General features: G+C 64.1%; 27 protein-coding genes and 1 pseudogene. 22 read left to right on the forward strand and 6 right to left on the reverse strand.

All coding sequences use genetic code 11. The features are described 5' to 3' along the window. Positions 1-395 precede the first annotated feature (395 nt). From VIG90_RS02800 to VIG90_RS02820, 5 genes are all read left to right on the forward strand, one after another. Positions 396-1,295, forward strand: coding sequence for a TIGR03619 family F420-dependent LLM class oxidoreductase (locus VIG90_RS02800; RefSeq protein WP_331591909.1), 900 nt, complete (start codon positions 396-398; stop codon positions 1,293-1,295). A 53-nt stretch (positions 1,296-1,348) separates the two neighbouring features. After that, entirely contained in the window at positions 1,349-1,768 is a 420-nt protein-coding gene (locus tag VIG90_RS02805) for a nuclear transport factor 2 family protein (protein WP_331591910.1), read from the forward strand. A 103-nt stretch (positions 1,769-1,871) separates the two neighbouring features. Further along, positions 1,872-2,867 (forward strand): mycofactocin-coupled SDR family oxidoreductase, encoded by a 996-nt coding sequence (locus VIG90_RS02810; RefSeq protein ID WP_331591911.1) that lies wholly within the window; start codon positions 1,872-1,874, stop codon positions 2,865-2,867. Between the two features lie 224 nt (positions 2,868-3,091). After that, entirely contained in the window at positions 3,092-4,300 is a 1,209-nt protein-coding gene (nhaA, locus tag VIG90_RS02815; RefSeq protein ID WP_331591937.1) for a Na+/H+ antiporter NhaA, read from the forward strand. A 30-nt stretch (positions 4,301-4,330) separates the two neighbouring features. Beyond that, positions 4,331-5,155, forward strand: a complete 825-nt coding sequence (locus VIG90_RS02820) for a universal stress protein (RefSeq protein WP_331591912.1) — start codon at positions 4,331-4,333, stop codon at positions 5,153-5,155. Positions 5,156-5,210: 55 nt separating this feature from the next. Here the strand turns inward: VIG90_RS02820 and VIG90_RS02825 are convergent, their stop codons facing one another. Further along, a complete protein-coding gene (locus tag VIG90_RS02825; RefSeq protein WP_331591914.1) occupies positions 5,211-5,465 on the reverse strand; it encodes a hypothetical protein in 255 nt (84 codons plus the stop codon). Between the two features lie 153 nt (positions 5,466-5,618). Between VIG90_RS02825 and trkA the strand changes: the two genes are divergently transcribed. Continuing rightward, positions 5,619-7,001, forward strand: coding sequence for a Trk system potassium transporter TrkA (gene trkA, locus VIG90_RS02830; protein WP_331591915.1), 1,383 nt, complete (start codon positions 5,619-5,621; stop codon positions 6,999-7,001). Beyond that, positions 6,998-8,500 carry a TrkH family potassium uptake protein gene (locus VIG90_RS02835; protein WP_331591916.1) on the forward strand — a complete coding sequence of 501 codons (1,503 nt, stop codon included), beginning with the start codon at positions 6,998-7,000 and terminating at the stop codon, positions 8,498-8,500. The genes trkA and VIG90_RS02835 overlap by 4 nt, the downstream gene beginning before the upstream one ends. A gap of 21 nt (positions 8,501-8,521) precedes the next feature. Here the strand turns inward: VIG90_RS02835 and VIG90_RS02840 are convergent, their stop codons facing one another. After that, positions 8,522-9,037: a DUF2062 domain-containing protein gene (locus tag VIG90_RS02840; protein WP_331591917.1), complete on the reverse strand. Its 516-nt coding sequence runs from the start codon at positions 9,035-9,037 to the stop codon at positions 8,522-8,524. Between the two features lie 400 nt (positions 9,038-9,437). Here VIG90_RS02840 and VIG90_RS02845 point away from each other — a divergent pair, with 400 nt between their 5' ends. The 10 genes from VIG90_RS02845 to VIG90_RS02890 all read left to right on the forward strand — a co-directional run bounded on the left by VIG90_RS02845 (position 9,438) and on the right by VIG90_RS02890 (position 17,315). Next, positions 9,438-9,944, forward strand: coding sequence for a Na+/H+ antiporter subunit E (locus tag VIG90_RS02845; protein WP_331591918.1), 507 nt, complete (start codon positions 9,438-9,440; stop codon positions 9,942-9,944). After that, positions 9,931-10,209, forward strand: coding sequence for a monovalent cation/H+ antiporter complex subunit F (locus VIG90_RS02850; RefSeq protein ID WP_331591919.1), 279 nt, complete (start codon positions 9,931-9,933; stop codon positions 10,207-10,209). The genes VIG90_RS02845 and VIG90_RS02850 overlap by 14 nt, the downstream gene beginning before the upstream one ends. A gap of 2 nt (positions 10,210-10,211) precedes the next feature. Next, on the forward strand, positions 10,212-10,502 hold the full coding sequence (gene mnhG, locus VIG90_RS02855) for a monovalent cation/H(+) antiporter subunit G (protein WP_331591920.1): 291 nt from the start codon (positions 10,212-10,214) through the stop codon (positions 10,500-10,502). Next, on the forward strand, positions 10,499-10,768 hold the full coding sequence (locus VIG90_RS02860; protein ID WP_331591921.1) for a Na(+)/H(+) antiporter subunit B: 270 nt from the start codon (positions 10,499-10,501) through the stop codon (positions 10,766-10,768). The genes mnhG and VIG90_RS02860 overlap by 4 nt, the downstream gene beginning before the upstream one ends. Then, complete coding sequence (locus tag VIG90_RS02865) at positions 10,765-11,475, forward strand: Na(+)/H(+) antiporter subunit B (RefSeq protein ID WP_331591922.1); 711 nt, start codon at positions 10,765-10,767, stop codon at positions 11,473-11,475. The genes VIG90_RS02860 and VIG90_RS02865 overlap by 4 nt, the downstream gene beginning before the upstream one ends. Then, positions 11,472-11,783: a sodium:proton antiporter gene (locus tag VIG90_RS02870; RefSeq protein ID WP_331591923.1), complete on the forward strand. Its 312-nt coding sequence runs from the start codon at positions 11,472-11,474 to the stop codon at positions 11,781-11,783. Before VIG90_RS02865 ends, VIG90_RS02870 begins: the two co-directional genes overlap by 4 nt. Then, positions 11,780-13,243, forward strand: coding sequence for a complex I subunit 5 family protein (locus VIG90_RS02875; protein WP_331591924.1), 1,464 nt, complete (start codon positions 11,780-11,782; stop codon positions 13,241-13,243). The genes VIG90_RS02870 and VIG90_RS02875 overlap by 4 nt, the downstream gene beginning before the upstream one ends. After that, complete coding sequence (locus tag VIG90_RS02880) at positions 13,240-14,739, forward strand: complex I subunit 5 family protein (RefSeq protein ID WP_331591925.1); 1,500 nt, start codon at positions 13,240-13,242, stop codon at positions 14,737-14,739. The genes VIG90_RS02875 and VIG90_RS02880 overlap by 4 nt, the downstream gene beginning before the upstream one ends. Beyond that, positions 14,736-16,373 (forward strand): proton-conducting transporter membrane subunit, encoded by a 1,638-nt coding sequence (locus VIG90_RS02885; protein ID WP_331591926.1) that lies wholly within the window; start codon positions 14,736-14,738, stop codon positions 16,371-16,373. Before VIG90_RS02880 ends, VIG90_RS02885 begins: the two co-directional genes overlap by 4 nt. An 84-nt stretch (positions 16,374-16,457) precedes the next feature. Then, positions 16,458-17,315, forward strand: a complete 858-nt coding sequence (locus tag VIG90_RS02890; protein WP_331591927.1) for a universal stress protein — start codon at positions 16,458-16,460, stop codon at positions 17,313-17,315. Positions 17,316-17,391: 76 nt separating this feature from the next. On the opposite strand, the gene VIG90_RS02895 is transcribed toward VIG90_RS02890, so the two are convergent. Further along, on the reverse strand, positions 17,392-20,028 hold the full coding sequence (locus tag VIG90_RS02895) for an HAD-IC family P-type ATPase (RefSeq protein ID WP_331591928.1): 2,637 nt from the start codon (positions 20,026-20,028) through the stop codon (positions 17,392-17,394). Between the two features lies 1 nt (position 20,029). Continuing rightward, a complete protein-coding gene (locus VIG90_RS02900; protein ID WP_331591929.1) occupies positions 20,030-20,269 on the reverse strand; it encodes an SDR family oxidoreductase in 240 nt (79 codons plus the stop codon). Between the two features lie 287 nt (positions 20,270-20,556). Here VIG90_RS02900 and VIG90_RS02905 point away from each other — a divergent pair, with 287 nt between their 5' ends. Together VIG90_RS02905 and VIG90_RS02910 are read left to right on the forward strand one after the other, a co-directional pair. Continuing rightward, complete coding sequence (locus VIG90_RS02905; protein ID WP_331591930.1) at positions 20,557-21,396, forward strand: universal stress protein; 840 nt, start codon at positions 20,557-20,559, stop codon at positions 21,394-21,396. Between the two features lie 42 nt (positions 21,397-21,438). Continuing rightward, complete coding sequence (locus tag VIG90_RS02910) at positions 21,439-21,717, forward strand: hypothetical protein (RefSeq protein ID WP_331591931.1); 279 nt, start codon at positions 21,439-21,441, stop codon at positions 21,715-21,717. 232 nt (positions 21,718-21,949) lie between these two features. Here the strand turns inward: VIG90_RS02910 and glsA are convergent, their stop codons facing one another. After that, the gene (gene glsA / locus VIG90_RS02915) at positions 21,950-23,011 is read right to left on the reverse strand and encodes a glutaminase A (protein ID WP_331591932.1); all 1,062 of its coding nucleotides are present in this window, start codon (positions 23,009-23,011) and stop codon (positions 21,950-21,952) included. A gap of 613 nt (positions 23,012-23,624) precedes the next feature. Here glsA and VIG90_RS02920 point away from each other — a divergent pair. Further along, positions 23,625-24,392, forward strand: a complete 768-nt coding sequence (locus tag VIG90_RS02920) for an SDR family oxidoreductase (RefSeq protein ID WP_331591933.1) — start codon at positions 23,625-23,627, stop codon at positions 24,390-24,392. 50 nt (positions 24,393-24,442) lie between these two features. Here the strand turns inward: VIG90_RS02920 and VIG90_RS02925 are convergent, their stop codons facing one another. Continuing rightward, positions 24,443-25,096: a TetR/AcrR family transcriptional regulator gene (locus VIG90_RS02925; RefSeq protein WP_331591934.1), complete on the reverse strand. Its 654-nt coding sequence runs from the start codon at positions 25,094-25,096 to the stop codon at positions 24,443-24,445. A 131-nt stretch (positions 25,097-25,227) separates the two neighbouring features. Between VIG90_RS02925 and VIG90_RS02930 the strand changes: the two genes are divergently transcribed. Continuing rightward, the gene (locus tag VIG90_RS02930; RefSeq protein ID WP_331591935.1) at positions 25,228-26,505 is read left to right on the forward strand and encodes a sulfotransferase; all 1,278 of its coding nucleotides are present in this window, start codon (positions 25,228-25,230) and stop codon (positions 26,503-26,505) included. Positions 26,506-26,591: 86 nt separating this feature from the next. Further along, positions 26,592-26,991: pseudogene (locus VIG90_RS02935) on the forward strand (sugar phosphate isomerase/epimerase); the annotation flags it as partial.

Below are 26,991 nucleotides of genomic sequence, written 5' to 3' on the forward strand. Positions count from 1 at the left end.
TAATTGAGTTAGCACTTACAAATATAAAGCCGGGCTCCGGCACCTCCAGGGGACAGCGCGCCGATGCCTCGCCCGGCAGCGCAATGTCTTGTCGGGGGGGATGGCCTCCCACTGCGTGACGGACTTATGCTGCAGGGCGAGGGGAGCGGGCGAGCCGCAGCCGCGGATTTCCGCCATTAAAAGGCCTTCCTGCACCGGATGATCGGGGGCGGAGCGATGCTCAGGCCTTGTCCGGGCGCATGGCCCCTCATGCTTTGCGCAGGGTGTGGGCTGATACCCGCCGTCCTATACCGAAATCTTGACTGCTCGCCAGCAGGCTCCCCGCGCCCAGAGGGTGCCAGCTGTTGCGGCCCGTCGTCAGGACGCGGTTGAACGAGAAAAAGAAAGGGGAGGATATGAAATTCTGGCTGTCCATGATGGCGGTTCCGGAGCTTGATCAATTGCCCGAGCTTGCCCGCTGCGCCGAGGAGTGCGGCTTTTATGGCGCAACCTATGCCGATCATCTGGTGATGCCGGCCAACATCGCCAGCAAATATCCCTACACGCCCGATGGCGAGCTGTTCTGGCCGCTGGAGACGCCCTGGCCGGATCCCTGGATCACGCTGACGGCAATGGCTGCGGTCACGACCCGCTTGCGCTTCGCCACCAACATCTATCTGGCCGCCCTGCGTGATCCCTTCACGGCCGCGCGCGCCGTCTCGACGGCGGCCACCTTCTCCAATGACCGCGTCGTTTGCGGTGTCTCCGTGGGCTGGCTCAAGGAAGAATACGATGCTGCCGGCGTCGACTTCCACACCCGCGGCCGGCGTCTGGATGAACTGATCACCGTGATGCGCAAGCTGTGGACCGGCGAGGTCGTCCGCCATGAGGGCGAGTTCTTCCGCTTCGATGACGTCATCATGCGCCCGGCGCCCGGCAAGCCCGTCCCGGTCTGGTCGGGCGGCATGGCCAAACCGGCCCTGCGGCGTGCAGCGACCAACGACGGCTGGCTCGGCCTTCCCCTGAACGTCGAGGACAACCTCGCCATCGTTGCCCAGCTGCGCCAGATGCGCAGCGAGGCCGGCCTTCCCGAGACCGGCTTTGATCCCTGCATCTCGCTTGCCGCACCGCTGGATGGCCGCGCGATTGACCAGCTCCGCGCCGCCGGCATCGAGCACATGACCGCCATGCCGTGGATGCCGTCCCCCTGGGATGTCACCCGCTATGTCGATGACGGCGCGGACGTGAGCAGCCTCGAGGTCAAGAAAACCGCGCTGCGCCGGTTCTCCGAAGCCGTCATCCAGAAATACGCCTGAGCCTGCCCCGGCAGGCCGGGCCGCCCCGTTTTGCAAAAAAGGATACACCGCACATGGAAAGACAGTATCCCGCCAAGACCGCCGCGCTGAAATCGCGCGAATATGTCCACAGCCACAACAAGGAAGGCTGGCTCGGCCTCTTTGCGCCCGAGGCCGTGATCGAGGATCCGATCGGCCCCTCCTATCTCGACCCGGCAGGCAACGGCCACCGCACTCCGGCGGAACGCGAGGCGTTCTGGGACAACAACATCGCCAATTCCGATATCCGGATCACCATCCACCAGTCCTATGGCGCGGCAAATGAATGCGCCAACCATGTGACGCTGGATATCAGGAACGTCATCGACGGGAAGCCGAGCCATATGCGCGTCAATGGCGTTTTCACCTACGCGGTGAATGAGGAAGGCAAGCTCCTGTCCTTGCGCGGATACTGGGAGCCGGAGAACGCCGAGGTTCTGACCGACAAGGCCTGAGCCCTTGCCACGGATCCGGTCTCGCCGGGCTTTGTCTGCGGCGCGGCCGGATCCTGCCCATGAGACAGCAAAGAGCGGCTGCAACATCACGGGAGATCTCCAGATGACGTCGAACAGCAAGACAGGATCCGGTCCCGAAGCTGACGCAGGCCCGTCCGTTTCCCGGCGCGCCGTCATGGGGATGGCGGGCGGCGTCATCGCCTCTGCCGGCATGGCGTCTGCCGCAGGCGCTGCGGCACAAGCTCCGGCGTCCCCTCCCGCGCGGTTCGCCGGCAAGGTGGCGGTCATCACCGGCGCGGCGCGCGGGATGGGCCGTGCCCACGCGGTGCTGCTGGCGCAGAACGGCGCAACCATCCTTGGCTGCGATATCCTCGAGCCGATCGCAACGCTGGATTATCCCCTCGCAACGCAGGCGGACATGGACGAAACCGCGCGCCTCGTGCGGGAGGCCGGTGGCCGGTTCGTCGGGGTCAAGGCGGATGTGCGCGATGCCGCTGCCGCCACCGGCGTCATTGAGCGCGCCCTCAAGGACTTCGGCCGCGTCGATTTCCTGCTGGCCAACGCCGGCATCTACGCCAGCGCGCCTCTGGCCCAGATGACCGACCAGCAGTTCGATGACATCATCCGCACCAACCTTTACGGCGTCTTCAACATCATGCGCGCCGCCGTCGCGCCGATGACCCGGCAGGGCTACGGCCGCATCGTTGCAACCTCCTCGGCCGCGGGCCGCATGGGCATTGCGGGCAGCGCGCATTACTGCGCCTCCAAGTGGGGCGTCATCGGCCTCGCCAAGGCGCTGGCGCTCGAGGTCGCCAAACAGGGCGTCACCGTCAACTGCGTCTGCCCGACGGGCGTCAACACGCCGCTCGTCAACAATCCGGCCGCCTGGCGTCGCGCGCTCCCCAATGATCCCGCCCCGACACGCGAGAAATTCGAGGCCAGGATGCGCGAAAATCCCCACACCCCGCAAGGCGTGCCCTGGGTCGAGCCGGAGGATGTGGCAGCGGCTGCCCTGTTCCTGCTGTCGGACGATGCCGCCCACATCACCGGCACGGCCCTTGATGTTGCCGCAGGCGGCGCTGCGACCACCATGGCCTGATCTCTGCCCCCTTCCGGGGCCAGCCCTTGCGCTGACAGGCGGACCTGCGCGTCCGTTGCAAGCCGCCGCCTTGAGGCTGCGCGGGTGCTGGGCAGTGGCCATTTGCCATTGACAAGGCGGCGCACGGTTTTATCTTTCCTGCGTGGCGTGTGCTGCGTGCGCCCGGGAGCGTTCGTTCCCGAATACGGAGAATTTGTTCAACCGTATTCCGCAGGAGTATCCCTGTGTCATCGCAAGATGATTTCTCTGCCACTCGCAGCCGCTCTTTCTCGGCGCTTCGGAATTTTCTCAGTGACAGCGCATCAGGAGGACTGATCCTGATGGGCGCAGCCGCGCTTGCGCTGATCGTGGCCAATTCGCCGCTGGGCCCGACCTATTTCGGTATCCTGAGCAGCTACCTTGGGCCGCTCAGCGTGCTTCACTGGATAAACGACCTTCTGATGGCGGGCTTCTTCCTGCTGGTCGGGCTGGAGATCAAGCGGGAGATGCTTGATGGCCAGCTCTCGACATGGAACCGCCGCATCCTTCCCAGCATCGCGGCGGCGGGCGGAATGGCCGTGCCTGCGCTTGTGTTCCTGGCCTTCAATGCCGGAGATCCTGTGACGGCTCAGGGCTGGGCCATTCCTGCGGCCACCGATATCGCATTTGCTCTGGGTGTGCTCTCACTCTTGGGCAGCCGCGTTCCAGTCTCGTTGAAGATATTTCTGACGGCGCTCGCCATCATCGATGATCTGGGGGCGGTCATTATCATCGCCCTGTTTTATACGAATAACCTGTCCCTGCCTTATCTCGGCTTCTCAGCCCTGGCCATGATCGTCCTCATCGCCATGAATCGCATGGGTGTGCTGCGCCTGGCCCCCTATCTGATCGTCGGCGCAGTCTTATGGTATCTCGTGTTGCGATCGGGCGTCCATGCAACGATCGCCGGGGTCCTGCTGGCACTCGCTATTCCTTTGCGGGTACGACGCGCCTCGGCGGATGAGCCTTCGCATTCGCCACTTCACCGGCTCGAGCATGGCCTTCACGGCTGGGTTACGTTCCTTATCATTCCCATCTTTGGTTTCGCCAACGCCGGCGTGTCATTCTCGGGCTTGACCACCGATATTCTCACCGATCACCTCACGCTCGGCGTGGCCCTGGGGCTGCTTGCCGGCAAGCTGATCGGCGTTTTCGGCTCCGCCACCCTCGCCATCAGGTTCGGGCTCGCTGACATGCCGGCAGGCGCGTCCGGCCGGCAGCTGCTGGGCGTCTCGTTCCTGTGCGGCATCGGTTTCACCATGAGCCTTTTCATCGGGCTTCTGGCCTTTGCCGACAATCCGATCCTGCAAGAAGAGGTCAAGATCGGCATCATCGGCGGCTCGCTGCTGGCCGGTGTGATCGGCTGGAGTGTATTGCGGTTCTCCGGGCCGCCCGCACGAGACTCCGCTGCCTGAAACTGAAATTCGCCACCGAAAGGGCTCTCGATGAACCAGTCACCAGAAATTTTGTTGGCGAGCGATTTCAGCGCGCGCTCCGATCGTCCGCTGGACCGGGCAATACTGCTGGCGGAACAGCTGGGGGCGGGTCTTGCCATTGCCCACGTCCTCGAGAAGAAGGCAGATCCGGTTGACGACCGGCAGATCGAGCGCCTGCGCCTTGATCTGCCGGAGCAGGCGCAGTCAGCGGAACTGGTTATCGAGCAAGGGTCCGCTCCGAAGGTCCTGAGCGAGATCGCCCGCGCGCGCGGCAGCGATCTGATCGTGACCGGCGTGGCGCGCTACAACAGCCTTGGCGACTACCTTCTCGGCACAGCCGTCGAACATATCATCCGCAATGTGCCGACCCCCGTTCTCGTCGTGAAGCGGCGCGCCTTCCGGCCTTATGAGCGCCTGCTTGTGGCAACGGATCTTTCGGACTGCTCGCGCGCCGCGCTGCTCAGGGCGATGCGACTCTTTCCCCATGCGGAAATCGCGCTGCTGCATGCCTTCAATATCCCGTTCGAGGGATTTCTGAAATCAGACGAGGTCAGGCAGGATGTACGCGCACAGGCCCGTCGCGAACTGGACGCGTTTCTGGCGCATTCCGAAATCCAGTCCGGCCCGCGCGAGAGGATTGTCGACCTTCTGGAAGAAGGCGAGATCGGAGACGTCATCATAAAGGCAGTGCAGGAGCGCGGGGCCGATCTGCTCGTGATGGGCACGCGCGGCCGCAGCAGCTTCTTTCATGCAACGATCGGAAGCCACGCGGAGGATCTGATGGAAATCGTCCCGTGCGACGTGCTGGTCATCCGGGAAGATACGGCGGCATAACCCGGCGCCTGCGCACGCTCGGCGCTCCGCTCGCGCCGCGTGCCGGCGGGCAGGGCTATGAGGAGGACGAGCCGGTCCATTTGGCAGCGACGGACGCGGATGCCACCCGAGAGGCCGTTCCGGCGCGTTCCTCCGCTATGGCGACGGGCTGATGGTGGACGCAGATCACGGTCAGGTAATGGGTCTCGCCGTCGTGTTCCGCAATGATGCGATCGCCGGGCGATGGCAGCGCAAGAAAATCGAACAGGCCCCAGTCTTCGGAGCGATCACGCAACGAGCCGCGTTCCACAAGGAGCCTGCTGGCGACCATGATGTCTCTCCCGAGAGTTGCCTTCCAGATGCGGAGAACTATTGATTACATGTTCCGGTGCGCGAGGCAATCAACGCTCCCTGATGCACCTGCACAGGGAACAGTCATGCGGGCAGTCCAGCGTCGGCGTCGTGACGTGATCGGAGAGCGGGAATGAAAGTCGTCATCTGCGGCGCCGGTCAGGTTGGGACGACGATCGCGCGGCAACTGGCATCCGAGGGCATCAACGTCACGGTCATAGACCTCGACCCGGAACAGGTCCGGCGCGTCGATGAAAGCTACGATGTGCGGGGGCTGGTCGGGCACGCCTCCCATCCCGAGACACTCCGCGAGGCCGGGGCCCGGGATGCGGACATGCTAATCGCCGTGACGCGATCGGACGAAGTCAACATGGTTGCCTGCCAGGTCGCGTATTCGCTCTTCAACGTCAAGCGACGTATCGCCCGGCTGCGCCATGCCGGTTACCTCGCGCAGGACAAGACCGGGCTGTATGCGGCCGAGCATCTGCCGATTGATATTATCATTTCGCCCGAAATCGAAATCGCCGAGGGCATAGCCCGCCGCCTGCGCACGCCCGGCGCGTTTGACCGGGTGCCGATGGCGGGCGGGCGTGTCGAGCTGCTGGGTATTCACAGCAACCCGGGCAACGCCGTTATCGGCCGGACGTTTTCTGAAATTGCCGAGGGCCTTTCGGGTGCGCGGATGACGGTGCTCGCCGTTGTCCGCGCCGGTCGCAGCTTCATGCCGGACAAAGGCGATCATCTCGCGGCGGGCGATGATGTCTATGTTCTGACGGAAAGCGAGCAGGTCGAGGCAGCGGTTCGCACGTTCGGACATCAGGCCGGCGCTGCGCGGAAAGTCGTTATCGTCGGCGCTGGCAATGTCGGGTCGCATCTGGCGCGCAAGATCCTGCGCGTTGCCTCAAGGATCGATCTCAAGCTCATCGAACGAAACAAGGACCGCGCCGAGGAGATCGCACGCGAGCTTGGCGACAGGGCCGTTGTCTTGCAGGGCGATGCGCTTGACCGGCAACTTCTGGCAGAGGCTCAGTGCGGCTCGGCCGATACGATTGTTGCCGTGACGGATGATGACGAGACCAACATCTTCACCTCGGTGCTTGCCAAGCAGGCCGGATGCCGCCGTGCGATCACGCTCGTCAACAAAAGCAGTTACGAAAGCCTGATCCCCACGCTCGGCATCGATGCCGTTGTCAGCCCGAGCGCCGTCACTGTCTCGACCGTCCTGCGCCACGTCCGCCACGGCGCGATCTATGCGCTCTACACCCTGCGCGAGGACTTCGGCGAGGTGATCGAGGCGGAGATATGCGAAGGCTCGCGCCTCCTGCGCCGTCCGCTCGGCCAGCTCGGTCTGCCGCCCGGCATAAAGGTCGGTGCGGTGGTCCGTGACCGCCGTGTGATCCTTCCCGATGACGAGACGGCCCTGCGGGTCGGTGATCATGTGATCGTCCTGGTCACCTACAGCTATCTCAGGCTCGCCGAGGCTTTGCTCGGGGCGCGCAGGGGCCTGTTCGGATGACGGGCGTCGAGATGGGCACCCGCGTGCGCGGGCAGCCGCACACGCTCGGCCTGAAGCCGGTCCTTCACCTGATAGGGCTGATGCTGCTGTCGACAGCGGGCATGATGCTGTTTCCAATGTTGGCCGATCTCTATTTTGCCAACAGCGACTGGCAGTCCTTTGCCAGCGCAGCCGTTTTTTCCGGTGCGATCGGCCTGCTTCTCCTGCGCAGATCCCGCGGGGCGTTGCACGCCGGCCTCACGCTCCGGCAGGCATTCCTCCTGACGCCGTTGAGCTGGCTCAGCGTCAGTCTGGTCAGCGCGCTCCCCTTCTTCTTCTCAGATTACGGCGCCGTCTCCCGCAGTCTGCCCGATGCCTTCTTTGAGGCCGTCTCCGGCATTACAACAACCGGAGCCACCGTCATCTCGGGGCTTGAGCGGGCTCCGCCCGGCATGCTGCTGTGGCGCGCGATCCTGCAATGGATGGGCGGCATCGGGATTATTGCAACTGCCATCGCCATTCTGCCGGCCCTTGGCATCGGCGGCATGCAGCTCTTCCGCACGGAGTCCTCTGACCGCTCGGAGAAGGTCATGCCCCGGGTGCGCCAGATGGCGATGGCCATCGGTGCGGTCTACCTGGGCCTTACCGGTATCGCGATCGTCGTCTATCGGCTTGCTGGCATGAGCGCCTTTGATGCCCTGATCCATGCCCTCACGTCCATTGCAACCGGCGGCTTCTCGACCTCGGACAGGTCGTTCGGAAATTGGGAGGCGAACGGGATCCAATGGTTCGCGACGGTGTTCATGCTGTCCGGAAGCGTGCCCTTCGTCCTTTATGTTCGCTTCATGGCAGGCGATTACCGAGCCCTTTTGGACCGGCAGCTGAGGACGATGCTGAGGCTGCTCGCAGTCGCCATCCTCCTCGTTGGGACATGGCTGGCGGCCTCAGGGCAATACGGTCTCGAGGCTGCGTTCCGACATGCCGCGTTCAACATCGTGTCCGTGATCACGACAACGGGCTTTGCCAGCGCCGACTATGCGCTGTGGGGGAATGCCATTGTCGGCCTGTTCTTCGGGCTGATGTTCGTGGGCGGATGCACGGGCTCCACCTCCGGCGGCATCAAGATCTTCCGCTTCGAGGTGATGGCGATCATGCTCAAGGCGCACTTCTCGCGACTGCTGCATCCGCACGGGATCTTCCCCAGGTCCTATGGAGACCGCGTTCTGGACGACGAGGTGGTGGGCTCCGTCGTTGCGTTCTTCGCGGTGTTCTTCCTGTGTTACGGCGTGCTGACGGTTGCTCTCATGGCGCTTGGGCTTGATTTTCTGACCAGTGCCAGCGGCGCCGTCACTGCGCTTTCCAATGTTGGCCCCGGCCTGGGGGAGATCATCGGCCCTGCCGGCAACTTCGGCCCGCTGCCGGATGCGGCCAAATGGCTCCTGTCCCTTGGCATGCTGCTCGGGCGCCTTGAACTCTTCACAGTGCTCATTCTGTTTGCGCCGCGCTTCTGGCGCGGATGAACCGGTCGCTGCCGGAGGATGTCATTTGCGCAGGGCGTGTTTCCTGCGCCGCCACTGCCGGGAAAGCGATATGCGCCACACCAGGTGGACGGCGCAGAACGCTAGAAGACTGGAGCCGATTGCAAAGATCAGTAGGCCGGTCATGGTGGCAAGCGATGTGCCGGTGAAGGCCTGCCACAATCCGGCGGAGGCCCCTGATGCGCCGTCGGGAACGGCCACAGGCCCCTCGGCCCTTGCGCCCAGAATGAAGGACCCCGTGCGATAGGCAGCATAGTAGATCGGCGGGAAGGTCAGCGGATTGGTCACCAGCGTCGCTGCAGCCGCAATCAGGACGTTGGCGCGCGCCGAGCCCGCAAGAAGCGCAGCCAGCACAATCTGCCCGACCGGCAGCAGGAACCCTGCAAACAGGCCAAGCGCAATTCCACGCGAGACGCTGCGCCGGTTGAACTGCCAGATCTCTGTCTGAGCCAGCCGGTGAGCAAAGGGCGCAAGCCAACGGGTTCGGAGCAGCTTATCCCGGTCGGGCGCCATCCTCATGAACCATTTTCTCATGGCCGTACTAACTTACCCGACGCCTGGAACACATTGCCGGTAGCAATGGATGTTGCTGATAGAATCTCTCGCTGTTTAACTAGCAGCATTCTCGCTTGTCGGAAAGGGAAGGCGGGGTGAATACCCTGCCAGATCGGGCAGCTTGCAGTCCGCCCGTCTGGCCTGCCGCTGCAGCGAGGGGCCGAAGCCGAGCCCTTCTGCCCCGCCTGTCCGGGATCAGCGAGCCTGCTAAGGGCTGAAGCCTTGGCGGTTGTTCTGAACCCTGACGGAATATCCGCGTTGTCTTCCTTGAGTAACGTCTGGCCAAGCCGCCGGTCTAATGATTGTGCTCGCGACTTCCCTGGAGACGAGGGTCAAGGTGCAAGGCAACCTGGGGAGCAAAGGGATGGCTTGTGGCGGCGCCTGGTGGGCCAGCCTGCTTGTACGCAGCCTTGCGTTCCTGGGGGTTTGGTATGTCCTCACCCGGGGAGAGCTGTCGTCCCTGCCATATGGCCTGCCCGTCTCGGTTGCAGCGGCGGTCATTCATGGCCGTCTGGCTCCGGCCTCCGGCCGTGTGGGCTGGCTGGACCTTGCAATGGTTGTACCCCGCTTTCTCCAGCTGATCTTTCTGGGCGGCGCGGATGTGGCCATAAGGGCACTGCGTCCCCGCCTGCCGATCAACCCGGGGTTTCTCGAGCATACGCTGCCCGATCCCGGGAGCCGTTACGGGGTGGCGACGTCTTACATTCTCAGCTTGCAGCCCGGAACGCTGGTTGTGCGTTTTCAGGAAAATGGCCTGTTGCTTCACGCCATCAATCTCGACAGCCCGGTCCTCTGGCTGACTCATCAGGACACCAATGACCGACTGAAGCGAGCCCTGCTGCAGGAGACAGGAGCCAATGACCGAATTTGACATGGCCGTGGCGCTGTTTCTCCTTCTGACGGTGGTCGCCGGCCTCGTTCGCGTCTGGCGCGGGCCGACTGACACCGATCGGATGCTGGCGGCACAGTTGCTGGGCTCGACGGGCATCGGAATCCTGCTTCTTCTGGGGTCTGCAATGAAGGAAGCCGCTGCCCTGAATATTGCGCTTCTCTTTGCTCTCCTGGCATCGCTTGCCGGCGTCGCGTTTGTGCGTCGGCTGCGCGTTCGCGCCCTCGGCGCGGGGGAGGAGGAGTAGCCGTGAACGCTGCTGAACTCCTGTCCGTGTTCCTGATCCTCTGCGGCGCGTTTTTCTTCCTTGCCGGCACGGTTGGCATCTTGCGTTTTCCAGACGCATACACGCGTCTCCATGCCCTGACGAAGGCGGACACGCTCGGGCTCGGATTTGTCGTGCTGGGATTGGTTGTCCGGGCCGGTCCGGGCCTGGTCATGTTCAAGCTGGCCCTGATCTGGACTTTGGCGGCCGTTGCATCGGCCAGCATCGCCCACCTGATCGCCGAGGCGGCGCACCGTCAGGGCCTCAGGCCATGACCGAAAACCTCGGTCTGGCCTTTGATGCAACTCTTGCAATGCTTCTGGTCTGGGCGTCGGCACAGGCGACCTCCCGCGACCTGTTCCGCGCGGTCGTCATGTTCATTGTTCTTGGTCTCTTGGCCTCGCTTGCATGGCTGCGGCTCGGCGCGCCGGATCTGGCAATGACGGAAGCTGCGGTCGGGGCCGGTCTGACGGGCGTGCTGCTCCTGGATACGCTGGGCCGGTTGCGCTGGAAACGGCAGAAGCGGGGCGGGCCGCAATGACCAGAGGCGCGGCAGACATCCTTGTCAGCCTCCTCGCGACGGCGCTGGCCGCGGGGCTGGTCTGGAGCGCCGTTCATCTGCCGGCCGCTCCCGGCCTGGCCGGGCTGGTTGAGCGGAACCTTGAAGCCAGCGGCGTTGAAAGCGCTGTCACGGCCGTACTGCTCAACTTCCGCGCATACGATACGCTGCTCGAGATCGGCGTTCTTCTGCTTGCCGTTATCGGAGCGTTGTCGCTTCATCCCGGAGAGGAGCTGTCCCCGGCCGCGACCGAGGCCTTGAGCAGCGGCCCGGAGCCCAGCCCGATGCTGATGTGGTTCGTCCCCTATATGGTTCCGGTCGCCTTTGTCATTGCCGGTTACCTCTGGTGGGCAGGCTCGACGATCCCGGGAGGGGCCTTTCAGGGGGGAACGGTGCTTGGGGCGGCGTTGGTCCTGCTGCTGCTCTCGGGTCGCAAATTCAGCATCCGTCCCGAGGCTGTGGCGACGCGTCTGTGGCTTTCCGGTGGACTTCTGTTCTTCCTGGCGGCTGGAGCGGTTCCAATGGTCACGGGCGATGCCGTCCTGCAATGGTCCGAAGAATGGAGCGGCATTACGATCGTCCTGATCGAGGCCGGCCTCACCCTGTCGATCGGAGGCTGCCTTGCAGCTCTTGTTGTCGGGGTGCCTGCCCACCCGCCGGAGCGTGCACTGCGAGGGAGGCGGCCATGACGGGACACAGCCTGATCTATGCGATCGCCGGCGCTCTGATGGTCGGTATCGGGCTTCGCGCGCTTTTTCTGCAGGCGCACCTGCTCACAAAAATTATTGCGGCGAACGTCACGGCGAGCGGGACCTTCCTCGTGCTGGTCGGTGTTGCACCTTTCAACGGGGGAGCCCATCCCGATCCGGTGCCGCAGGCAATGGTCCTGACCGGCATCGTCATTTCCGTTTCCATCACCGCTTATGCGCTCGCGCTGCTGCGCCGATTGTATGATGTAACCGGGGCGACGGACCTGCCGGAAGAACGGCGCAAATGAGCACCCCGGCATTCGCTGCTGCACTTGTACCTGCACTGGTGTGGATCCCGCTGAGCCTTGGGGCGCTGAGCTTCGTCCTCGGGCGTGCGGCGAGCCCATGGCTGGTGTTGCCGGGGCTGCTGGCGACGGCGGGCGTAGTGCCTGCTCTTCTCCCTCTGGCGGCGCCGGGCGGTATTGCCGCGTACCATCTCGGCGGCTGGATGCCGCCGCTGGGCATTGCCTGGCGTCTGGATGGACTGTCAGCGATCATGCTGGCGATCACGGCGATCGTGAGTGCAGGCGTCGGCATTTTTGCGTCGTCGATGATGAACCGCATGGATCGCCAGTCCGAATGGTTCTGGCCGTTGCTCCTTCTGCTGATCGCAGGTCTCAACGCCCTGTTCCTCACGCGCGATCTGTTCAACGCCTATGTCACGCTGGAAATCGTCAGCCTTGCCGCGGTTGCGCTGGTCACGATCACCGGAACATCTGCGCCGATCGTCGCTGGAATGAGGTACCTTCTGGCTGCGCTGGCCGGATCGCTCTCCTATCTCCTGGCCGTCGCGCTGCTTTACGCCCGCTATGGCACGCTTGATTTTGACCTGCTGGCGACGGTGATGCAGGACGATCCCATCGGCATGCTTGCCCTGGCCCTGGCGACGGCGGGGTTGTTCATCAAGTCGGCCCTTTTTCCCCTCCACGTCTGGCTGCCGCCCGCGCATGGTTCTGCGCCCGCGCCCGTCAGCGCCATGCTTTCAGCCCTTGTGGTCAAAGCCGGATTTTACCTGTTGCTGCGCCTGTGGTTCGAGGTCTTTGCCGCCCTTGACTCTCTCGCGGCGGCACGAGTGCTGATTGGCCTGTGCGGGGCCGGGGCTGTGGTGTGGGGGTCCATGCTGGCGCTCTGCCAGCAGCGTCTGAAACCCCTGCTGGCCTATTCGACGGTGGCGCAACTGGGTTATCTGCTCCTTCTGTTTCCACTCGCCGAGGTCGTCTCCGCCTGGCAGGGAACGCTCATCCTGGTCTGTGCGCATGGCACGGCCAAGGCGGCCATGTTCCTGGCCGCAGGCATCATTTTACGCGCGTATGGACACGACAGGATTATTGCCATCGGCGGTGCGGCGCGCGGCGTGCCCCTGACCACCTTCGCCTTGGGTCTGGCTGGCGTGTCACTGATCGGCCTGCCGCCAAGCGGCGGCTTTGCAGCAAAATGGCTGCTGCTCGTGGCTGCCTTCGAAAGCGGCCGTTGGTGGTGGAGCTTCGTGCCGCTTGGCGGTGGCCTGCTTGCGGCTGGCTACGTCTTTATCATTCTTGCGCGAGCCTTCGAGGCACCCAGCGCAGATACCGGAGATTTCGCGCAGGTGCCGCGCGTCGCTGAACTGGCGGCGCTCGCCCTTGCCCTGGTGTCGTTCATGCTGGGGTTTGCCGGCAATGCCGTTGCCATCGGGCTGGACAGTGCCATAGCCGAAATGACGAGATCATGAGCAACGATGCGCTGCCGCCACTCCTCATTCTGTTGAGCTCGCTGCTACCGGGCCTCATTATTTTTTTCCTGCCGGAGAAGAGCGTTCGGCTGCGCACTGCGCTTAACCTGTGCGGGGCCCTGTTCAAGGTGGCGGTCGTCATCGTCGTGCTGCAGGGGGTCTACGCGGGGCTCGAGTACAGCGCCTCGGTGCCTTTCCTGCCCGGCAACGATCTCGTCTTGCGGATCGACTCCCTGGCGCTGCTGTTCGTGACGCTTTCAGCCGGCCTGTGGCTGGTGATGACCGTTTACGCCGTCAGCTACCTTGAGGATTCTCCGAACCGTAGCCGGTTTTTTGGATTTTATAGCCTGTGCGTGTCTGCCACGGTGGGTATAGCCATGGCGGGTGATCTGCTGACCCTGTTTGTTTTCTATGAATTACTGACCATCGCCACCTATCCGCTGGTCGTTCATAACGGCACGCCCGAGGCGCGCCGGGCGGGCACGGTCTATCTGGCCTTTACTATCGGGGGCGGGGTGCTGCTGCTTGCCGGAACCGTCTGGGTACAGACCTTGGCCGTATCGACGAATTTCCTGGAGGTTGCCGGCGTGCTCGAAGGCCTGGGGCAGGAACACGAAACTGCCCTGAGGCTCATCTTCGCGCTGATGGTGGGCGGTTTTGGCGTCAAGGCCGCTGTCGTTCCGCTTCATCAGTGGCTGCCGCGCGCCATGGTGGCGCCTGCACCGGTGAGCGCGCTGCTCCATGCCGTTGCAGTCGTCAAGGCGGGCGCATTCGGCATCATACGTGTCGTCTACGATGTGTATGGCGTGGAACTGTCCCACGCGCTGGGCCTCAGCGATGCCCTTGCTGTTCTGGCGACAGCGACAATTCTCTATGGGTCCTTTCAGGCGCTGCGGCAGGACGATCTGAAGCTGCGGCTTGCATATTCGACCGTCAGCCAGGTTTCATACATTCTGCTCGGCATTGCCCTTTACAGCCCGCTTGCCAGCATTGGCGGACTGTCTCACCTCGTTCATCAGGGCCTGATGAAGATCACGCTCTTTCTCTGCGCGGGCAACCTCGGCCAGACGCTTGGCATCCATAAGGTGAGCGAGATGAACGGCGCGGGCGCACGCATGCCATGGACCATGGCTGCATTCAGCGTCGCCGCGCTTGGCATGATCGGATTGCCGCCTTTTGCCGGCTTCATCAGCAAATGGTATCTGGGGAGCGGCGCAGTGCAGTCGGGCGCGGGCTGGGCGCTGGTGGTTCTTCTCATCAGCAGCCTCCTTAACGCCGCCTACTTTCTGCCGATCCTCAGTCGGGTCTGGTTTCGCAAGCAGACGGGGCCCTGGCCCGAGGAGAAGTCGTTTGGCCGGTTCGAAACCAAGGCGGGCCTGCTGTTTCCGCCGGTCACGACGGCCATCGCGACAGTGGCGGTCGGCCTGTTTGCCGGAACACCCGTCAGCCCTCTGTCCTGGATCCGGGATGTGGTGGCTGTGGAGTATCGACTGTGACGACGGCTGCTTGGCTCCTGCCTGCGGTGCTGCTCCCGGCCGTGCTTGGGCTTGGGCTGTTCTGGCCCCGGTTGCGGGGCGGCATCGTGCGCGTGCTGCCTTTTTCCTCCTGGCCGCTGCTGGCGGCGGCTGTGTTGGCGTTCGGCAGCCCGCCGACGGATCTGCCGTGGCTGATGCTCGGCGTGCGCGTGGGCGTGGACCCGCCGGCGCTGATGCTGATCGCTGCAGGGACACTGATCTGGACCGTGGCGGGCCTGTACATCGTGCGCCATTTTCAGGCGCCCTGGTTTCTCGGTGCGGCGCTGGCGACACAGGCGGGAAGTCTGGGAGCGCTGGTGACGTTCGATCCAATCGGCTTCTATTTTTTCTTCTCGCTCATGACGGTTGCCTCGTACGGCCTTGTGGTCGCAGGGCGCTCGCGCCGCAGCCACGACGCGGGGCGGCTCTACCTCGGCCTCGCCCTCGTCGGGGAAATGCTGATCCTGGCCGGGTTCCTGATCGGTAGCACTGCGCCGGAGGCCAGGTCGCTGACGGCGGCGCTGCTGGTCGCCGGGTTCGGCGCCAAGCTCGGTTTGCCGGCGTTCCATATTGCGCTTCCCGTGGCCTACCGTGCTGCCCCGTATGTGGGCGGGGCACTGCTCTCCAGTGTTCTGGTCAACGCCGCAATTTTTGGAGTCCTGCGCTTTCTGCCGCCCGACGGCGGCGGACCTGGCGCGTCGGGAGCGATGGCGCTGATCATCCTTGGGCTCCTGATGGCGTTTGGCGGTGCGATGCTTGGCATCGTGCAGCGCGACGCGAGGGCGTTGCTAGGATATTCGACCGCCAGCCAGATGGGCATCGCCTTGTCGGCCATCGGCATCGGGGCAGGCCACGCGGGCGGCATCGCCGCAACGGCTCCGGCCGTGGCCCTGTTTGCGGCGCATCATGGTCTGGTAAAGGCCGCGCTGTTTCTTGGGCTGGGTGCGTTGCCGCTGCGCCAGGACTGGCGGCTCGGTTTCCTGCTTGTGCTGTCCCTGTCGCTGGCTGCAGCGCCCCTGACAGGCGGGGCGCTGGCCAAGCTGTGGGTGGAAAGTGCGGCGGATCATCTGCCGGCCCACTGGGCCGGGGCCGTGCACTGGCTCCTGCCGCTGACGTCCACCGCCACCGCCTTGCTGATGGTGCGCTTTCTCGGCCTCGTCATGCGCCTGCCGGCGACGCGGATGGAGCCCGGGGGAAGGGTTGCGGATCTTCTCGGTCTCGGGCTGGCGGCGGTCGTGCTGCCCTGGGCGGCATTCACGCTGGCCGGTGGCAATCAGCAGCTGACGGTGCTGACGCCTGCCCATCTCTGGCTCGGTGTCTGGCCCCTGCTGCTCGCCCTTCTGATCGCTCTGCCCAGCCGCCTGGGCATGAAGGCCGCCGCGCCGCCTCCGCCGCCCGCCAGTCCCGGACTTCCTGTGGCGGAGCTTGCCCGTCGTCCGGCACTCGGCTCGGCCCGCCGACACCAGTGGGCGACAGGTGTGACCGCCAGCGCGGACCTCTTGAGTATGGCGCTTCTGCATATGATCGTGACGGAGGGAAAAATGCGGAGCTTCCCCCGCTTCGGCGTTCTTTTCCTGGGGCTCGCGGCCGCATGCGGCGCAGCGCTGTTGCTTTGATTGCTGGCCGAACTTCGTTTGAGTGCGAGGCCTGGGTATGCGTTGGCCGGCAGGCTTGTCGCAACTCCTGTCTGGAAGGAGACCATGACTGTGAGTGACCCGCACTGGATCCAAGGCCAGCCACAGACGCTGTTGCTGGCGACCGATCTCACCGCCCGGTGTGACCGGGCCCACGGCAGGGCCATTCATCTTGCCCGCCGATGGAATGCAGAACTCATCCTTCTGCATGTTCTCGAGGGGAAGGCTGCCACATCCCGTAAAGTCGACGAGGAGGCAATCAGGGAGCAGATGTCGGCGGAAATGCCATGCGAGGAAATCCGCTCCCGGTTTGTCATTGCCCGAGGTGCGGCTGCGGAGACGATCCTGGAGAAAGCGGGCGAGTTTCAAGCGGATCTGATTATAACCGGTGTTGCCCGATACAATGCACTGGGTGATTTTATCCTGGGCACGACGGTGGATCGAGTGGTTCGCCAGGCCCCGGTCCCCGTGCTGGTCGTCAAGCGCAGGCCTCATGCGATGTACGAGGCGATTGCGGTCGGCATCGATTTTTCTCCCTGTTCCCGATATGCGCTCGAGGCAGCTGCAACCCTGTTTCCCGCCAATACCTTGGACGTCGTTCACGCCTACCATGTGCCGTTTGAGGGATTTATCGGCAAGGGTGAGGCAGGGCAGGAGAGCAGACAAGGCGTGCAGAAGGATCTGGATGCATTTCTGGCGGAAACACGGTTGCGGCCTGATCAACGCCGGAACCTCAACCTGATCCTGGATTATGGCCAGGTGACAGAAGTGGTCGTCCGGCACGCGCGTGAGCGGGAGCTCAGCCTCGTCGTGCTGGGAACGCGCGGCAGGGCCGGCCTGTCGTATGCCTTGCTGGGGAGTGCGGCGGAGGCGCTCCTGTCTGCTCTGCCATGTGACGTCTTGCTGGTCCGCCCGCCTGGCTGAGGGCTGCACCTGGCCGAGAGGTGCATGTTGATCCTGTCTTGGCTGCCTTGGGATACGGCTCCACTGACGGACCGCCTCATCCGCTGGCCGGCTCGCGGCGGCGACCGTAATGCTCTCGCAGACCGAGCCGGATCTGCTTCTCGCTCTCGATAACCGCGAAAAAGCACGCGCCGACGGCCACGATCAGCATGCCGTCGAACAACGGCACAGCCTGGGTTCCAAGGACGGATTGCACTGGCGGCAAGTAGGTGACCGCGAACTGTGCAATGGTGATGACGGCCACGACCTTCCAGACCACGGGCGTGCCGCGCACCGCCGCCCATGTCAGCGACGTGCCGTGGATATTGCGGATGAAGAAAAGGTGAAAGATCTCCAGCACCACCAGCATGTTCATCGCCATGGTCTGCGCCAGCGCCAGCGGATAGCCCCGATCGATGGCGTAGGTTAAGATGCCGAACACGGCGGCGAGAAACAGCACTGCCACCAGGACCACATGCCAGACCAGTTCGCCTGAGAGTATTGGGGCGTTGCGGCGGCGGGGCGGGCGGGCCATGGTTCCCGCCTCGGTCGGCTCGAAGGCAAGCGCGATGCCCAGTGTGATCGCGGTGATCAGGTTGATCCAGAGAATCTGCACCGCGGTCACGGGCAGGGCGAGGCCCAGCAGGAGGGCAAGCACCACAACCGTCGCTTCGCCTGCGTTGGTGGGCAATGTCCAGCTGATAACCTTTAAGAGATTGTCATAGACCGTTCGACCTTCCCGAACGGCGGCGGCAATACTGGCGAAGTTGTCGTCGGCCAGCACGAGATCGGCGGCCTCCTTGGCGGCTTCGGATCCCTTCAGTCCCATGGCGATTCCGGCATCGGCGCGTTTCAGCGCTGGCGCGTCGTTGACCCCATCGCCCGTCATGGCCACCGAAAGTCCGTGGCCCTGCAGTGCAGTCACGAGACGCAGCTTGTGCTCGGGGCTTGTGCGGGCAAACACATCAACCGTTGTAACCTCCAGTGCCAGCTGTGCATCGTCCAGCATGTCGAGTTCAGCGCCCGTCAGCACCCGAGCCGGATTTTCGAGGCCGATCTGGGCGGCGATGGCCGCGGCGGTGCCGGCGTGGTCGCCGGTAATCATCTTCACCCTGATACCCGCGGCCCGGCACTCGGCGACGGCGGCGATGGCCTCGGGACGGGGCGGATCGAGCAGGCCGAGAAGACCAAGGAAGTTCAGGCTGCCATCCAGCGTGCTCTCGTCAATGCTTGTGTCCACCTCCGGCCGAGCGGCCAGGGCCAGAACCCGCAGGCCACGCCGCGCCATTGCCTCGGCCCGATTGTGCCAGTGGTCAAGGTTGATGCCGCGACACATCTTCAGCACCCGCTCCGGCGCGCCCTTCATGTAGATCATCCGGCCTTCCGGCCCTTCGGTCAGCACCGCCATGAAGCGATGGCGACTGTCAAAGGGAATGGCATCGATGCGCTCTGCGGAGATGTTACAGCTGACCTTGCCCGCCAGCGCAAGGAGCGCGCCCTCCATCGGGTCGCCCTCGACGATCCACTGACCGTCTCGGTAATGGAGTGCGGCGTCATTGCACAAGGCTGCAGCCCGGGCGAGGCGGGCCAGCTCGCCTCCCGGTGCAATGTCCCCGACGGGAGCGTAACCTTGTCCCTGAACGGTAAAGCGCCCCTCCGGGGTCTCGACCGCGGTCACTACCATCTCGTTGCGCGTGAGCGTGCCGGTCTTGTCTGTGCAGACGACGGATACGGAGCCGATTGCCTCGATGGCCGGCAGACGTCGGACGATTGCGTTGCGCCTCGCCATGGCCTGCACGCCAATCGCAAGGGTAATCGTCATCACGGCGGGCAGGCCTTCGGGAATTGCCGCAACGGCCACGCCAACCATGACCATGAACAGTTCGGAAAATTCGCGGTGGCCGACGCTGTAGCCGTAAACGAGCAGAAGACCAGAAGCGAGGAGGATCAGAAACGATAGCCAGCGGGCGAAATGGTCCATCTGCGCCACCAACGGCGTGGTCAACTGTTCCACCTCGGCCAGCAGCCCGCCGATGCGTCCGATTTCGGTTGCCGGCCCGGTCGCAACCACCAGGCCACGCGCCGTGCCCTGCGTGACGAGCGTGCCTGACCATAGCATCGAACTGCGGTCGCCAAGATCCACATTGGCATCCACAGGCGTTACGGTTTTCTCCACCGGCACGGATTCGCCGGTCAGGATTGCCTCCTGGGCCGCCAATCCCCGCGCTTCCAGGACGCGAAGATCCGCAGGCACCTTATCACCCGCTTCCAGCAGCACCACATCGCCAGGCACGAGGACAGCACCGTCGACCGTACGGCGCGCTCCGTCGCGCAATACCGCGGCGCGCGGCGCCAGCATGCTGCGGATCGCCTGCATGGCTGCCTCTGCCTTGCCCTCCTGCAGATATCCGATGAAGGCGTTGGCAAGGACCACGGCAAGGATCACGCTGGTATCGACCCAGTGCTGCAACGCAGCCGTCACCACGGCGGCAGCCAGGAGGACATAGATCAGGACATTGTGGAACTGTGCGAGGAACCGGCGAAAGGGGCCGCGAACATGAGCCTGCGGCAGCCGGTTGGGGCCGTGTCTGGCCAGTCGCTGAGTAGCCTCCACAGTCGTCAGGCCCTCCGTGCCGGCATCCAGCGCGGCCAGACAGGCGTCGGCAGACTGGGCGTGGGGGCTCGTCAGCGTCATGTCACCGGGCCGTATAGCCGCCATCGATCACGATCTCGGCCCCGGTGACGAACTTCGCTTCGTCCGAGGCAGGCCAGACGACGGCCCAGGTGATATCGTCGGGTTCTCCCATGCGGCCAAGGGGATGTGCGGCGCCCACGGCTGCCTTGGCGCCCTCCTCGGCCATGCGGCTGACGCATGCCCTGCCGATGCCGATGGCGCCTCCCGTAACGATAACCGATTTTCCTGCGAGCCGGTTCATCGGCGTTCTGCCTCTCTTGCTGGTCTGTTGGTTGTAGGCGTGAACAGGACAAAGCAACGAAGGGCGAAGCGACTTTATCGACGGTCTCGATCAATTGCTGGTTGCAGGGCCGTTCTCTTGGGCGACCCCCTTGGCTGTGCTCCATAGAACGTCAGGCCACCGTCTGGGTTGACGCAGGCTGGAGCCAGTCCATTATTTCCTTTGCCGAGGACGCTGCGAGGCCCGTGGCGCAGGCAGTGCTTTCCCTGTGACTTGCCGTCCCCCCAAGGCCCGTCGGAGAAGCCGTCATGAAGCACGCTCGTATCGCCTACATGCCTTTGGCCACCTATCCTGAAGCGGTTGGCGACGAAGCGATCCTGGCCGCCGCCGGCTTCGCGGCTTCGCTTGGATGCAGACTTCATGTGACGGTCTTCTCGGTCGATATCCCTCGAATGTCCTCGCCCTTAGGCAGTTTCCTCGTCAACGTTCCGGGGCTCGTCCACGCCGCGAAGGAAAAGAGCAAGGCAGAATGCCAGCGGCTGCTGGGTCTTGTACAAAAGGCAGGAGAGGCGCTTTTTGATGTGCACTGCAAGCAAAGGGAGGTCGTGATCGGCGGAGCGTTCGACGTGTCCGCTGCCGAGGCCCGGTATTATGATCTCGCGGTGCTGCCCTGGTCCGGTGAGACCATGGCAGCACAGGACATGGCGCAGTGTGTTGTTTTCGGCTCCGGCCGCCCGGTCATTCTGGTGCCGCCCTCGGCGCGTCCCGCGCCCCTGGATCATATCGCCATAGCGTGGGATGGAAGTCGGGTTGCCGCCCGCGCGCTTGGCGATATCCTGCCGCTTCTGCGCGAGGGCGGGCGTGTCTCGGTGTTGACGGTCGAGGACGAAAAATCCCTCAGCGGACCAGACATTGCCGGGGCGCTGGCCTCGTCGCTCGGTAGGCGGGATATTACTGCCGCACCGATCGAGACCACGCTTGGCAACAGAAGCATAGCCGAGGCGTTGCAGGTCATGGCGCTGTCGCAAGGGGCTCAGCTCCTGGCCATGGGAGGCTTCGGCCACTCCCGCGTCCGTGACTTCGTTCTTGGCGGAGCGACGCAGGGGGTCCTCGCCCATCTTCAGCTCCCGACCCTGCTTTCGCACTGACTGGAAGAGCCAAGGGTCGCTGCGGAGGATCACTCCGCCGTCATGGACTTCGCGGCAGGAGCACGCAAGACATTGCTTGAGCGCTCAGGCCGGGTGACGATGGCTTCACAGGGGAAGCATGTCCCAGATCTACGGGACAACAACATCGCCAGTTCCGATATCCGGATCACCATCCACCAGTCCTATGGCGTCGTCTACGAGTGTGCCAACCATGTGACGCTCGATATCAAAAGCGTCATCGCCTCGGCCGGCATGGCCTCCCGTGCCGCGGAGCGAACCCTGGCGTCTTCGGCATCTTGCGCGCTGCTGTCGCGCCGATGACCCGTCAGGGCTATGGCCGCATCGTCGCAACCTCCTCTGCCGCGGGCGGCGCGGCGATCGCGACGCACTCATTGCGGCAACAGCCCTTGTTCATGGCATGACGGTCGTCACGCGCAATGTCGCCGATTTTGCGACGATCGGGGTAAAGCTCCTCAACCCGCGGGAAGCGGCGCACTGAATAGATCGGCGGCCGTTTCCGCGGTCGTGTGCCGGCAGCAGCTCAAATGCAGCCTTACATGCCGAATTGCGCGTAAGGGTTGGCGTTAAGCGCGCGGGTGATGTCGATGATGGCGCGCTGGCCGCGCACGCTGTTGCCGGCGTCGTCCAGCGGCGGGGAGAAGGCGGCGATCCCGAATTTGCCGGGCGCGACGGCCGCGATGCCGCCGCCGACGCCGCTTTTGGCAGGCAGTCCGCACTGGAACAGCCATTTCCCCGTATCATCGTAAAGGCCCGCCGTTGCCATGACGGCAAGAACGCCGGGCACATGTTCGCTGTCGAGGACCCGCCGCCTGGTCACGGGGTTGTAGCCGCCAAAGGCCAGCGTTGCGGCCATGACCGCAAGGTCCCGTGCCGAGACGCTGATGGCGCACTGACGCGTGTAGAGGTCGGTGGCGATCGCCGGGTCCATCGGAAATCGCCCGTAGGCCGCCATCAGCGCGCCGATGGCAGGGTTGCGGTGGTTCGTGGCGCTCTCCGATTTGTAGACCTCCTGATCGACCTCGAGCGGACGCCCCGCGCAGTCCGAGTAGAAGCCGATGATTTTCTCCCATACCTGCTCGGCCGATGCGCCCTGAACATTGCCAACCGTTGCAATCGCGCCGGGATTGACAAGGGGGTTCATTTCCCGGCCGCGATGCTGCTCGATGGCCTCGATCGAGTTGAAGGCCTGCCCGGTTGCATCGACCCCGACGGTGTCCTCGATCAGCTTTGCGCCGGACTGCTGCATGACCAGAGCCATGGTAAAAGGCTTCGAGACGGACTGGATCGAGAAAAGCTGACGGGAGTCTCCCGCTTCATGGATCTGTCCATCTGCATCCACGAGCGCAATGCCAAAGAGCTTGGACGGCACCTCGGCAAGCGCTGGTATGTAATCCGCGTTCTTGCCGCCCTTCACGCCTTTGTAGGCCTTGTGTGCAGCCTTGAGAGCCGCTTTGATCGCCTCTGCCGAGGGTTGCCCTGAAGGGCAGGCTTGCGCATTGGCAGGCGATGACAGCAGACCCGGCGCAGCCAGTGCGACTGCACCCGTCGTTGCGGTGCCCATGAAAATCCGGCGGCTTAACATCAACTCAGACATGTCACTCTCGCATGCGGGGTAGACTGAACGTTCCCCCCTGATATCCGCAATCGGGGGGGAAATCATGACGAAGTGCCGTCGTCTCGTCTCCTGACCGGCGTTGCAGTCAACAATGCCTCCATACTCAATTGAGTGCCGGGAGCGGGCCGGGGTTCCGCCATCGGGGGAAAACCCTGAAGGATTGAGCGGGGCATGCGTGCGGCTTCAGGGCCGCGCCGCACTGCCGGTGGCCAGGCTGGCGGTAGCCGCGCTGGCCGTGGCGAGGCCCCGGCGCGATCGCTGCGAAAGAGAGGAGAGACCGGGCACTTCCCCTCCCTCAAGAGCGATCGCGCCGCAGGAGCAAGGTCCGCCGCACGTCCGTTTTTCCAACAATGAGAAAGAGCAGAACGCCACGCACCACACCAACTGTCGCCATCCTGTCATAGCAATATCACAACGTCAATAGGAAAAAAACGATCAACAGCCAAGGCAGTCAGAGCGGGCAAAAAAACTGCGTCCTTAATAAACTTAGCAGTTTCATTTAGTCCGCAGCGGGCTAGAGTATGCAGCGGGAATCGTCGAGCCTGCCCGCAGGCGGCCGCCGATCAGGGATCAAAAAGGAAAAGGGGAGAACATGGCAGACGCACGGTGGGGCAACCCCAGCTTCAACTATTCAGGCAGCAAGGTTCTGGTGACGGGCGGCACGAGCGGCATCGGCGCGGCCACTGCCGCGGCCTATCGCGACGCCGGCGCGGATGTGACCATCACCGGCACCCGTCCGTCAGCGGCTGATTATGACGAGGACCTGTCCGGCTATCGCTATCTCCAGCTGGACGTGGAAGATGCGGACGCCATCGCCCGCGTCGGCGGCTCGCTGCCGGAGCTGGACATTCTCGTCAACAACGCGGGCTTCGCCCTGCCCAGCATCGGGCTTGACGAGTATGATCCCGAGATCTTCGCCCGCGCCGTCAACATGCACCTGACCAGCGCCTACCGCATGTCCCACGCCTGTTACGGCGCCTTGTCAAAGAGCCAACAGCCGGGCGGCGCGTCGATCGTCTGCGTTGCGTCCATGAGTTCCTACTTCGGCATCGGCATCGTGCCGGGATACGGCGCGGCCAAGACCGGCATTCTCGGTCTGGTGCGGGTGCTCGCCACCCAGTGGGGCAAGGACAACATCCGCGTCAACGCCGTGGCGGCGGGCATCACCCGCAGCCGCATGACCGCGGACACCGTCAACAACCCGGCCTATGCAGCGCCGGCGCTGGCGCGCACGCCGGCCGGACGGCTGGGCGAGCCCAACGACATCGCCGGCCCGATCCTGTTCCTGACGAGCGAGGCCGCAGGCTGGGTCACCGGCCAGACCCTGCCCGTCGACGGCGGGTTCACCGTCGCCGGCTAAAGGATGCGCAGACGCGGAGGGCCGGGCGCGCCCGCCCTCCGCAGCAGGCTTTATCCGCCGACTTTCGCGCCCTTTAAAAACACCTCGACGACCATGTCCGCGTAGGCCTCGGTGCGGGCCTCGTCGGGCAGCGGCGCGCCCACCAGCATGCTCATATGAACTTCGGTCAGGATCATCGAGATCAGGAGAACGGCCCGGTCGGTTGAGGCGTCCTCCTCAAGGCCGTGCTGGCGCAGGTACCGGGCCAGCGGCTCGATCAGGTCCTGGACGAAGCTGTGAGAGGCAGCCGAGAGCAGCTCGGGAAATTCCCTGCCCTCGCGCAGCAGCAGCAGGCCCATGCCGAAGCTGAACTCGGAGGAAAGCTCGCGGATGAGGCCGACCGCGTAGTCCCGCAGCGTCTCCTTCACGCTGGCGCCGGGCTGGATTTCCAGCATGGGAAAACGCTCCGCGCCTTCCTGAACGCAGGCCAGGAACAGCGCCGCCTTGTCCTGATGCCACAGGTAAAGCGAGCGTTTGGAAACACCGGCGGCCGCGGCGATGTTCTCCAGCGTCGTTGCCCGATAGCCGTGCCGCACGAACTCCTGACGGGCCACCTTCAGCACTTCCGCCATCCGGCGCTGGGTCTCCTCGGCAGAGGGTCTGCCGCGGCGCGGCGCCGTTCTCGGCTGGGCTTGCGTATCGGGCTTTGCGGGTCTGGTGGTCACGGAGAACTTTCAGTGTCGAGAGTGGTTGATCAGGGCCGGTCGTGTGCTATAACAGCCAATAATGAAACCTGCCAGTATAATAAGAACCGCAGGCAGGGCTTCGCATTTCGCGTTTTGAGGGGAGAGCCAACATGGGCAATGCCGCAGCGGCCGAGGTCGCACCCAAGGATATCATCATTGACGATCTGGCCGATCCGGTGCTGACGCCCGAGATCATCGCGGCGCGCCAGGGCCCGGCGGATTTCCCGGACACGCTGACGGTCGATGAAGTGCTCGCCCGCGCCAGCGAGATGACCGGCGGCCTGACCGACTTCGGCCCGGAGGATTTCAAGGAGCGGCTGTGCATCACCCTTCAGGCGTGGGAAGAGGACGAGGGCTTCACGCGCGGCGGGCGCATCACCCTTCTCCAGCACGCCGTGCGCGTCATGGCCAACCGCCTGCGCATCGAGGACATCGTCAAGAAGCACCCGGAAATTCTCGAGGTGAAGATCGATCGCCCGCTGATCATCGCCGGCCTGCCGCGTTCGGGCACGACGCATCTGGTGAACTGGCTGGCGCGCGACGAGCGCCTGCGCTCGCTCACCTTGTGGGAATCCGAAGAGCCGGTGCCGAGCATTCAGCTGAAGGAAGGCGAGGTCGACCCGCGCCTGCAGCGCTCGGCCGAATTCTGGGCGGCGTTCGAGCAGATGCTCCCCCACTTCGTCGCCATGCACGGCATGGACGCCAGCCACATCCATGAAGACAACGAGCTGCTGTTCATGGACGTGAATTCCTACAACTGGGAATGGCAGTCGCGCATGCCGCGCTGGACCGACCATTATTTTGCCCATGATCGCACCAGCAGCTACCTTTATGAAAAGAAGGTGCTGCAGGTTCTCACCTGGCTGCGCGGCCCCAACCGCTGGATTTTGAAATCGCCCCAGCACATGGAAAACCTGGCGGCGATGAAGGCGGCCTTCCCGGATGCCACCATGGTCATCACCCACCGCGATCCGGTCGCGGTCCTGCAATCGCTCCTGACCATGGTCTGCTACTGCGATCGTATCCGCCGCGACCCGGTCGACCCGATCGGCCTCGGCAAGCTGTGGGCGGACCGCATCGAGCGCCTCTTGCGCGAATGCCTTGCCCAGCGCGAGGCCTGGGGGCCGGACCAGTCGCTGGACGTGCTGTTCCACGAGTACATGGGCGATCAGGAAGCCGTGATGCGCAAGGTCTATGACATGGCGGATCTGGAGCTGACGCCGGAGGTGGAAGGCGCGCTGCTCGGCTATCTCAACGAGAACCCGCGCAACAAGCACGGCCGCATCATCTACAACCTGAAGGGCGACTTCGGGCTCGATCCGGACGAACTGCGCGAGCGTTTCAAGTTCTACTACGACGCCTTCCCGGTGAAGAAGGAAGCCTGCTGAGGCCCCATGCCGGCCTGCGTGCGGGCTCCTGAGGTGAACCTTCACGCAGGTCTGGAAATCCTGACAAGAAACAGGAGAGGCGCTCCATGGCCCTCGATAAGAACGAGACTGTGTTTTGCTCGGTGCCGCTCAGTCATGTGCCGTTCCTTGATCTTCTGGGTCCGGTCAGCCGGGCGGGCTTCGAGGCCCTCTCGATGACGCCGTCCCACGTCGAGGAGCTGGCGCGCCAGGGCCTGACGACGGCCGATGCCCGCCAGCGCCTCGCAGACCATGGTCTGCGGGTCGCCGAATTCGAATGCATCGCCCATTGGCTGCCGGGGCAGGCGGCACTTTTCGACCGGGTGGCGGGGTATGGCAACCACCTGCTCGCCATGACGCCCGATTACGTGCTGCCCATGGCCGCCGCCGTTGGCGCGCGCTCGGTCGCCGTCGTGGATATGTTCAGGCCCGCCCTTGAAACCGATGCGCTCGCCGAGGCCTTCGCCG

It is taken from the genome of Pedomonas sp., from assembly GCF_036515995.1.
GTDB lineage: Bacteria > Pseudomonadota > Alphaproteobacteria > Sphingomonadales > Sphingomonadaceae > Pedomonas.